Source organism: Exiguobacterium sp. BMC-KP (genome assembly GCF_001275385.1).
Lineage (GTDB): Bacteria > Bacillota > Bacilli > Exiguobacteriales > Exiguobacteriaceae > Exiguobacterium_A.
Map to the genome: position 1 here is coordinate 306,593 of NZ_LGIW01000014.1, position 9,766 is coordinate 316,358.

7 protein-coding genes, 1 pseudogene and 1 riboswitch are annotated in these 9,766 nt (G+C 35.5%); of the genes and pseudogenes, 7 read left to right on the forward strand and 1 reads right to left on the reverse strand.

Going from position 1 to position 9,766, the window contains the following annotated elements:
- Nucleotides 1-4: 4 nt before the first annotated feature.
- From ADM98_RS05475 to ADM98_RS17540, 4 genes and pseudogenes are all read left to right on the forward strand, one after another.
- On the forward strand, nucleotides 5-970 hold the full coding sequence (locus tag ADM98_RS05475; protein WP_053452602.1) for a sce7725 family protein: 966 nt from the start codon (nucleotides 5-7) through the stop codon (nucleotides 968-970).
- The gene (locus tag ADM98_RS05480; RefSeq protein ID WP_053452603.1) at nucleotides 957-2,054 is read left to right on the forward strand and encodes an RES family NAD+ phosphorylase; all 1,098 of its coding nucleotides are present in this window, start codon (nucleotides 957-959) and stop codon (nucleotides 2,052-2,054) included. Before ADM98_RS05475 ends, ADM98_RS05480 begins: the two co-directional genes overlap by 14 nt.
- 194 nt (nucleotides 2,055-2,248) lie before the next feature.
- Nucleotides 2,249-2,335 (forward strand): annotated as a pseudogene (locus ADM98_RS17115) (GMP synthase (glutamine-hydrolyzing)); the annotation flags it as partial.
- A 329-nt stretch (nucleotides 2,336-2,664) separates the two neighbouring features.
- A complete protein-coding gene (locus ADM98_RS17540; RefSeq protein ID WP_053452604.1) occupies nucleotides 2,665-2,913 on the forward strand; it encodes a hypothetical protein in 249 nt (82 codons plus the stop codon).
- A gap of 810 nt (nucleotides 2,914-3,723) precedes the next feature.
- Here the strand turns inward: ADM98_RS17540 and ADM98_RS05490 are convergent.
- Nucleotides 3,724-5,619, reverse strand: a complete 1,896-nt coding sequence (locus ADM98_RS05490) for a DNA/RNA helicase domain-containing protein (protein WP_053452605.1) — start codon at nucleotides 5,617-5,619, stop codon at nucleotides 3,724-3,726.
- 386 nt (nucleotides 5,620-6,005) lie between these two features.
- Here ADM98_RS05490 and ADM98_RS05495 point away from each other — a divergent pair, with 386 nt between their 5' ends.
- From ADM98_RS05495 to ADM98_RS05505, 3 genes are all read left to right on the forward strand, one after another.
- Nucleotides 6,006-6,344 (forward strand): nucleotide pyrophosphohydrolase, encoded by a 339-nt coding sequence (locus ADM98_RS05495; RefSeq protein WP_053452606.1) that lies wholly within the window; start codon nucleotides 6,006-6,008, stop codon nucleotides 6,342-6,344.
- Nucleotides 6,345-6,941: 597 nt separating this feature from the next.
- Nucleotides 6,942-7,043, forward strand: a riboswitch (purine riboswitch).
- A gap of 136 nt (nucleotides 7,044-7,179) precedes the next feature.
- A complete protein-coding gene (locus ADM98_RS05500) occupies nucleotides 7,180-8,484 on the forward strand; it encodes an NCS2 family permease (protein ID WP_200904887.1) in 1,305 nt (434 codons plus the stop codon).
- A gap of 85 nt (nucleotides 8,485-8,569) precedes the next feature.
- Nucleotides 8,570-9,481 carry a proline dehydrogenase family protein gene (locus ADM98_RS05505; protein WP_053452615.1) on the forward strand — a complete coding sequence of 304 codons (912 nt, stop codon included), beginning with the start codon at nucleotides 8,570-8,572 and terminating at the stop codon, nucleotides 9,479-9,481.
- The last annotated feature ends 285 nt before the right edge of the window (nucleotides 9,482-9,766 follow it).

Here is a 9,766-nt window from a genome sequence, read left to right on the forward strand (position 1 = left end):
AAAAATGTATTTTCCAATTATTCGTGGTCGTCAGTATGATTTAATAGCTTTACGAGAACTCAAGGAGAGAAATTTAATAAGTAAAAAGATTGTTCCTATTATAGAACCAATCAAATTTAGTTCTACTTTAATTTCTTTGCTATCTATTTTTTTTGAGAAGCAAAGTCCTATTGTATTTATTACAAATCCAAAAATAGGTTCGTTTAAAGATGAAATTGAAATACCAAGCACAAAGAAAGAGTATCAAAGAATGATATCAGAAAATGAATTTGTTAGAGTAGGACATTACTTAAATAAAAAATCGAAAATAGAAATAGAAGCGTTGTTAGAGGAATACCCATTTAACTATGAAAATTTTGCGATTATTCATAGTAGTGAAAGTCTGGATCAAAATTATAGCGAGATTTTCAAGGATAAAATTCCGTACATTAATGTAATTCCGTATAGTATGTCTCTGAGAAGAAAATTAAGAAATCAAAATTTAGTGGCTATGAGCGATAAATTTAATAAGATGTCTAGAAACTCCGATTATCTTGAAAATCCGAGTGAAGAATTTTCGGTAGATCACTTATTTTTTGAAGAAGAAGGGTACATAGGATTTTCGGATTATTCAGTTGTAGGATCTGCTTATGCAGAAGGAGGCTTTGCACCTTATGCAGTAGCAATACATATTGTGTACCCAAATAAACATAATGAAATTGAGATAATGCATTTTGTTTCAGACTCAAACAAAGATACTAGCGATGCAGCAGGAAAATTCTCTGAAGCTTTAAATAAATTAATGGATTGGTATACAAAAGAGTTTAATGGTAATAGTTTAATGGATACCTATGCAATGAGAATGCTCTCAAAGCATTATTATGAAGGTACATATCCCGGATTACCTACTTTGAAAAAACTTTCTATTATGCATCATCTAGAGCTTGTGGATAAATTATTAAACCTGGAGGAAGAAGATGAATTGTTGTGAAGACTGCTTTCTTTCGAAAGTTTTAAAGGATCTTATAAAAGGTTATGACAAGACTGGAAAATGCGATTTTTGTGGAAGTTCTGATGTTCATATTTATAATTTAGAAGAAGATGAAGGGTTAGATGAAAAATTTAATGGGTTATTAAGCGTATTTAGAAAGAAAGAGGAATTACAACAAGATGATTTTCCGGAGTATGAGTTAATTAGTATAAAAGATAATTTTGAAAAAGAGTGGAATATATTTAATAGAAGTTTTGACTCTCATATGATTCATAAGTTTTTAGATGAACTTTTAAAAAACAGATATCCAGATAAAATTTCACTACTGACGACTCAAGTCGGAATACCTCAGTGGATGGTTAAAAAATATTTAGAGGAAAACTCTGTTTTGAAAGGGTACGACTGGGGAGGATTTGTGAACCATATTAAGCACAATAATAGGTTTCACAACAATCACGTCAATTATGTAGTTTTAAAAGAATACTTGGAAAGATTAGGGAAAGTCATAGATAATAGATTTTTGTATAGAGGAAGAATTTCTAATGAGGAGCCATTAACCACTACGAAGATGGGGGCACCACCATCTAAGTATGCTACTGCTGGTAGAGCGAACTCAGAAGGGATCAGTCATTTATATTTAGCTGATGAAATCAATACAGTAATTAATGAGATTCGCCCTAGCATAGGTGATGTAGTTTATATAGGAGAGTTTTCCGTACCTGAAAGTACTGAAATAAAAGTAATAGACTTTACAAAGCTATCAGAATTGGATGTGTTTGAATTTGAAGATCCGACACGTTTTTCGGTTAATATAAAAATTTTTAAAGAGATGGGAAAAGCAATTGCTAAACCAGTTAGAAGTGGAGATAGCAAATTAGATTACTTGCCAACTCAATTCATAGTAGATTTTATTAAAAGTTTAAATGATACAGAAAATGCTGGATATCACGGAATTATGTTTGAAAGTACTGTAAATCCAAACGGAGTAAATGTTATGATGTTTGATCCAAATATCATTAAATGCACTAATGTGACTAAAAAAGCCATCACAGCTTTACAGTATTATCATTCCAATTCACGATGATTTATAAGGTTTTTTTATATATATTTTAGACTTCCTGAAGCAAGGACGATGGTAAGCATTACAGGTTTTCTAATATGATAATGTTGAAAGCTAATATAGTTACCTGATACTATTGAATTACAGAAATAACACTAATAATTGTAGTCCGTATTATATAGAAGTCTAAAAACACATCGTTAAAATGTAGGTGTACCACCACTTTCGTCAACGAAGTCCAGCACGTTAACCGCGTCCTGTACGATGTGACGTCGAAACCACCTTCAACGATTGAGTGGGAGTAAATAATTAATACCACGTTTTTTTATAGAAACGTGATGGGTGTAAAGCCCGTCATATTAGCGTTTTAAGAGGTATTTAAAGGAGAAAGGTGAATAAAAGTCTGTTTCACCCTTAACAACTCTATTTCAAAATGAATCTCTCTTTTGTTCACAAGATTTGTGAATGAAAGGGGGCTTTTTTGTGAATAAAATTAGGGAACTGTCGGACGTTTTTAAACTGAATCAACAAGTTTGAGGAGCAGAGAAAAGTATATCGAGATGTGTATTTGGCGTTTGTCGAGATGGAAAGACTTTATGCAAGATGAGTTAAGCGTAGAAGAAGTAAAAGACGTATGAGCCATACACATAAAACGGTGTATTCAATATCGTCAGCAACTCGAACAAGAAACAATAACAACATCGCAATATTAAAAGTGTTTTTTAACTACTTGGTAGAAGAAGAATTCATTGAAGAGCTTTCTAATCTAATGCGACGAATCAAGAGTTTGAAGGAAGAAAAGCGAGTGAATATAACGTTTATTGATGACGAAGTAAAACAAATCATCACGGACGTTGAGGAAGAAACCTATGCCAATGTTTGAGATAAGTTTATTCTCACCAAGCTTTTTGATGAAGGAGTTTGCGTTGTGGAGTTGATTGGTATCAAAGATAAAGATGAATATAAAGATATTTCATTCAGGACTATACTCATCCATGAAAAGGGATCAAATCAGCGCCTCGTATAAATTAACAAACGATGCGCAAATATATGCGTCGCTATGAAGTGTTAAAAAAAGAGCAGTTTTGATGTAAAGAATCATATGAAATGGAAGAGTACTACTTGTTAAATCAATCTGCTATATATTTACATCGATCTATTATAAAAAAATCTTGAAAGTCCAGTGCAAGAATGCTGGAGTACCTAAGCAAGTCCATTGATCACCACATGATTGAGGTCATTACTTTGCTCAACAGCAATTACGGAATGGAATAAATAAAGTCGATCAGTAGAGTAATTCGATACGCAGATGACGCCCAAATATTTGAGGGGATCGAACAGGACAGTGTTTTAAAGATTGATAGAATGTACATTCCACTTAATAATTTCAAAATCAAATAAAAAATAAATGGAGGATTTCTATACGTCAGATTTGATTTGTTGAGAAATCATGAGGTGTGCAAGCGTGTTATAAAATATTTAAGTGACTATGATGAAGAACGAATTACAGAAAAATTAGGCTGCCGATACACCGATAAAGTATAGTATATTGACAGCTTAATTAAGGTGATTTATACGTGTCTAATATTGTGAGATAATCCATTTAGTTCTCATTATGCGAGGAAATTATAAGGGATTTAATCTATATAAGGTTACTTATTGATCTTATGCCGTATTTTTATAGTATTAGTATTTATAGAGTTTTTATGGCTTTGCGTAATGCTTTTCTTAAGTTGGCATCACATGCATAAATATAAAGACCTTTTGTACCTCTCGTCATAAGTACTCTTAATTCATGCTTTGAAATAGTGTTCGTGACATTTAATATGGAACCGTCCTGTAAAGTTCTATTACCTGTCATGTTATTCCATGCTCTTAAGCTTTCATCAAATTCAATCATATTAGTTTTCCTATCATATCTTATAGACGGACCGAGTATAACTCCTGAATATGCCAAATCGAAGCCTTGTATTGTAAATGTTGATCCTGCTTCATCAATAGAATAATCTTTTTCTGCCCAGTTCAGTGCAGCGTATCTAAGTTTTTGTCTGTTTTTCAGTTTATGCTTTAAATCTATCCGATATCTTTGTTCATTCCATGGGAGGGTCCATCCATCAATATCTAGTTGCCAATATTTTTGAGAACTAGGTGCATTTGTATTCAAAATATACTTCCAATCATAAGTGGCAATTACACGTGATAGTTGTGTTTCATCTCTTGATGCTCTTAGTTTAATTGCATTGTGAAGTTCTGCTGGTGTATCGAATACTCGTATCTCATAATTTTTTGAATCTTTGTACTTTGAATTAAGTACTAAATCATTTAATTCGAGTTTTTTGGATAAGTCATCAACCCACTTCATTGTTTCAATAGAACAGTTCATTCTTAACTGATTAACTAATCTGATGTAATTACTTTCACCGGCCGATGGATTTGGTCCTTGTGATTTTGCTAGTAGTATTTTCTTGTCAATATAATCCCCAGTAGAAATTTGCCCTTTATGAAGGATTTGATTTTCATCAAACATAATCACAGTCACACGAGCTCGTTTCATAATTTCGTCTAATTGTGGCTCTTTAAACTTAGAATCAAAAGCTTGATTTGTTTGATTCCAAAGTAAGTGGGCTTCATCAATAAAAACTATGTCGACAGTGTCTGTTGGAATGTATGTATTTGATAGATCATCTAAAATCGAATGTTCTTTAATAAAAGAAGTGGGTACTTTTACAATATCTTCTGTATAGCCGAGTTTTCTTGCCATACTTTTATAGACATTTCTTTGCTCTTCGTGATTCATTAGCATGTAACAGGATAAATTTAAATCTTTTAAGATTTCGTTATCGATAATGCCGTAAAATGTACTACTCGCTAATACAGTTTTACCTGTACCAGCTTCACCTTCTACGAAAATTAATTGGTTATTTTTACGATTCACTATCGAATCTACAGTCCGGTCTATTATAAGCTGTTTTGCTGCCTTTTGATCCTCAGTAAGCTTATGGTTAGGTGAAGCCTTATAAATGGCCGATTTTTTAATAGAAGCCTCTGTTAAAAATAACTCTGAGTTATCGTTTCGTAAAACCCTCCAAATCATGCTGAAAATTGTATCGAAATTATCATATCCAGAATAAAAATTTTGTGGATTACCTCTTCCGTTATAAATATGTGCAGTTTCCATTGCCATGCAAAAATCTATTAGTTTATTTTCGATATCGAGAGCTAAAGATTTATGGAATAGAGAATGACCAAAAAAATATACTACTGGAAAACTAGGATTGCCTTCATCATCGACTGCTTCAAGCATCTGGTGTTGCCAATTCCCTGATTTTCTACTGATTTCCGGAATTTTTGCAGCTGCCCAGTGCTCTTTAGTACGAGATATAATGTTATTTGTCTCACCAATGTATATACTCCAAGTACCGTTCAGTAAATTATTCCTAGTTCGCCAAATATGTACATATATGGTTGGATAATTTAAAAGTAAATCTGCATCAGCTTTTAAAGATTTCTTTATGTTATCCTCCAATTCAGTAAGATAACCACTTGTTTGTTGAGCTTTAAAAAATATTGGCTTAAGTGTTGTTGCCATAAAAGTCCATCCTCAATTCTGTTTTATTTTCAATAAACTATCTTTTTTAAGGTTGAGAGTTTTAACCTATAATGCATTTCATTCCTCAAATATACTTACAATAATATCAAGATATTATAATAATATAAACCTTATTTTGGCTTTTATTATATTTAATTGTAATAAATAATTTTCGCTATTATTTACTAATGAAAAAATATTATATGGTGACGTAATATTTAGATAAATGTATTGAATTATTTATTGAAACTAACATTGTATCTGAATTAGTTTGGAATATTTATTGTATAGTGCTTATTAGAGGGGAAAGAGATTTGTACATTTGATTTTTAGACGTAGAGACAAAGCATATTTAAATTTCGAACTAATTTGAAAAGGTGGATTCTATGAATGAAATAAAACAGTTAACAAAGTTGATTTTAAAATTTAGAAATGATCGTGATTGGCAGCAATTCCATAATCCAAAAGATTTAGCACTCTCATTATCGCTTGAAGCGAGTGAACTATTAGAACTTTTTCAATGGAAGACCAGTGAAGAAGCAGTTGAAAAGGACTTAGGAAAGATGAAAGATGAACTTGCAGATGTAATTACATATGCTTTGTTATTTGCCAATGAAACTGGAATTGATGTTTTAAGTGCGGTAAAACAAAAAATGATGAAAAACGATGAGAAGTACCCTGTAGAAAAGGCTTTTGGAGTGAATGAGAAATACAATGAATTGTAATTTGAAAGATTGAGGAGTTAAAATAAATATGAATTTTTTAATCTTTTTTTAAGTTGTTTTAAGTTATTTAATGAATTTAAGTTTTAAAATATTAAATCAAAATATTTAACTATAGATTATATTGCCAATAAATAAGCTAAATCTTCTGCTATAAAACCATCTGATGTACTTATATAGTTCAATACTCAAGCGCCAGCGCTCTATAAAAATGTATCATTTATTTGGAGAATATGGTCCGTGGGAAGAAAAAGTCGCACCCATTTTACGACGTGCTCATGAATTATGTCCAGATGAACCAATTTATGCTTATTCTTATCTCGGGTCACTCTCAAATACTTACGGAACAAATGGAAATTAATTACATCATATCCAGAACATTTTAGAGGATTGCTTTAAAGGAGAGGGACTATTATCCGACTACTTTAAAAGTATATACGCTCAGTGATAGGGAGGATTTCTAACAATCGTGAAATAGCCTTCAAAAAAACGTTTTCAAAACCGAACGTTCGGATAAAATAAGTAGTTAAATTTCGTTTTTTATGGTTGACTGATGAATTTGACCATGCTACGATGTGTCTGTTCTTATTTTTCATACCACTAAAAAAACATAAATAATGCCGTATAATTCTGGGGATAGGGCCCGGAAGTCTCTACAGGAACACCGTAAAGGTTCCTACTACGGCGCACATGCAATATTGTGCGCTTATTGAAACGGCTTTTACCGCTTAGGTAAGGGTCGTTTTTTGTTTTCTAAGGAGACGGCTTATTTGGAAGGAAGGCAATCATGAGCACACAATTGAAACAGCCACACCAACCGAAAGCAAAAGAAAATGCGATTGCGCGTTTCTTTGATTTCAATGGGCTCGGTACGAACATGCGTACAGAGTTCATCGCCGGCATGACGACATTCTTCGCCATGGCGTACATCTTATTCGTCAATCCGAATACATTAGCTGAAGCAGGCATGGATGCAGGAGCGGTCTTCGGTGCCACAGCACTCGTCGCGATCATCGGTTCCGTTACGATGGGATTACTAGCGAACTATCCAATTGCGCTTGCACCAGGAATGGGACTAAATGCTTTCTTCGCCTATAGTGTCGTTATCGGAATGGGTATTCCGTGGCAAACTGCACTCTCAGGCGTTCTCGTTTCAGGTCTTGTTTTCATGGTGTTGACGGCTTCAGGTATTCGAGAGGTCATCATCAACGCAATTCCAGAGCCGTTGAAAATGGCTGTTGCAGCAGGTATCGGATTGTTCATCGCGTTCATCGGTTTAAAAACAGGTGGTCTCGTCGTTGCGAATGAAGCGACACTCGTCTCACTCGGTGATTTAAGTAAAGGAACAACACTTCTCGCGGTATTTGGTCTTGTCGTATCTGCGGTCCTGATGACGCGTGGTGTCAAAGGGGCGATTTTTTTCGGAATGATCGTGACGGCGATTGCTGGAATGATCTTCGGTTTGATTCCAGTCCCAACAAGCCTTGGTGAGATCGTTTCAGCACCACCGAGTATCGCGCCAACATTTGGACAGGCATTCCTCCACTTTGATGAAATCTTCACGGTTCAAATGATGATCGTCATTTTGACTTTCTTCTTCGTTGATTTTTTCGATACAGCAGGTACATTGGTTGCAGTAGCAAACCAAGCTGGTCTGATTAAAGAAAATAAAGTACCGCGTGCTGGTCGCGCATTGATCGCTGACTCAACAGCGACGGTAGCAGGTTCGATTCTTGGAACATCAACAACGGTTTCTTACGTTGAATCCAGTGCAGGGGTCGCAGCAGGTGGTCGTTCAGGTATGACGGCAATCGTCACAGCATTGTTCTTCGGTCTTGCTTTATTCTTCTCGCCATTACTTGCAATCATCACAGCACCGGTCACAGCGCCTGCATTGATCATCGTCGGTGTCCTGATGGCAGCTTCATTGCTCCAGATCGATTGGAAAAAATTCGAGTATGCGGTTCCCGCGTTCTTGACCGTCATCATGATGCCGTTAACGTATTCAATCGCAACAGGGATTGCATTCGGTTTCCTCTTCTATCCGGTCACGATGATCGCGAAAGGACGAGCAAAAGAAGTGCATCCGATCATGTATGTATTATCACTCGGTTTCCTCGGTTACTTCATCTGGTTGCATTAATCCAAACTGCGTCTTTCTTATATTATAGAAGAAAGACGTTTTTTTTATTGGGAGAGGGTAAGGGGGGAGAGAGAGGGTGATTCAGATGTTACAGCAGATTACTGGACCTGTATTTGAGTACTTAGCTGAGAACAGGTTGCTGATTAAATTCGCTAGAAAAGTTGGGTTGCCGCTTGGTGGAACGTTATTCGTCGGAGGTCAGGGCGCAGAAGAGACAATCGATACGGTCAAACAATTTAATCAAGATGGGCGAGCCGCTACTGTGGATTGTTTAGGCGAGTTCATTGAGACTGAACAGGACGCAGTAGACATTGCGAACGAATGTATCAAAGTCATCGGTCAAATCAAAGAACAGGATCTCGACGCACAAGTATCTTTAAAGCTAACGTCAATCGGGTTAAGAATTGATTCGAATATCGCCTATCAACAGTTAAGTCGTATTGCAGAGATTGCCTATCAGAGAAACATGCGTGTGACCGTCAATATGGAGGAAGCGACGATGATTGAGTCGATCGTGCAAGTATTTGAACGCGTACATCAACATTATCCAAACGTCGGAATTGCGCTACAAGCAAATGTATACCGCAGTCGCTTTGATTTAGAACGTCTTCAATCAACAGTACGTGTCGTTAAAGGAGCATACGACGGAGATGATGAAACCTATATCCAACCGAAGAAGACGGTGGATGAGACATACCTTCAGTTAATAAAGACTAATTTACTCCATGGAAATTACACGCAGATTGCAACACACGATGAAGAGATTATTCGACAAATCATTCGTTTTACTCAAATGAAAAATATTGATCGAGCACAGTTTGAATTTCAAATGCTCCAAGGCATGCGACCGAAGCGACAACAAGAGCTCGTTCGACAAGGCTACCGTGTCGTCATCTATGTTCCGCACGGTGTCGATTGGTATACGTATTTGATGAGACGGTTAGCAGAACGCCCAGCAAATATCGCGTTTACAGTAGGCGCCATGTTAAGAAGGTAAAGACTTTGCGAAGAGGATTTAAACTCTTTGCAAAGTTTTTTTGAAATAATGCTTGTGTTTGTCGAATTTTGTTGTTATATTAATAAATGTTCCAGCGAGACGCCTTTTATAAACGGTTCGTTGGGGCTGAAAAGATTTTTAAAAAGCATGGTTGACATAAACAAAACAACCTGTTAATCTATTAAAGTCGCTAAGGCGGCGGACGAACTTTGAAAACTGAACGATGAGGCAAAAACGTATTCTACGGAATACAAAAACGAATGAAGCGCAAGCTTCGTCAATCGT

Excerpts from the sequence above, each read along its gene's own strand:
- ADM98_RS05475 (WP_053452602.1), top strand. The coding sequence starts at position 5 with ATGTATTTTCCAATTATTCGTGGTCGTCAGTATGATTTAATAGCTTTA.
- ADM98_RS05480 (WP_053452603.1), top strand. The coding sequence starts at position 957 with ATGAATTGTTGTGAAGACTGCTTTCTTTCGAAAGTTTTAAAGGATCTT.
- ADM98_RS17540 (WP_053452604.1), top strand. The coding sequence starts at position 2,665 with ATGAGCCATACACATAAAACGGTGTATTCAATATCGTCAGCAACTCGA.
- ADM98_RS05490 (WP_053452605.1), bottom strand. The coding sequence starts at position 5,619 with ATGGCAACAACACTTAAGCCAATATTTTTTAAAGCTCAACAAACAAGT.
- ADM98_RS05495 (WP_053452606.1), top strand. The coding sequence starts at position 6,006 with ATGAATGAAATAAAACAGTTAACAAAGTTGATTTTAAAATTTAGAAAT.
- ADM98_RS05505 (WP_053452615.1), top strand. The coding sequence starts at position 8,570 with ATGTTACAGCAGATTACTGGACCTGTATTTGAGTACTTAGCTGAGAAC.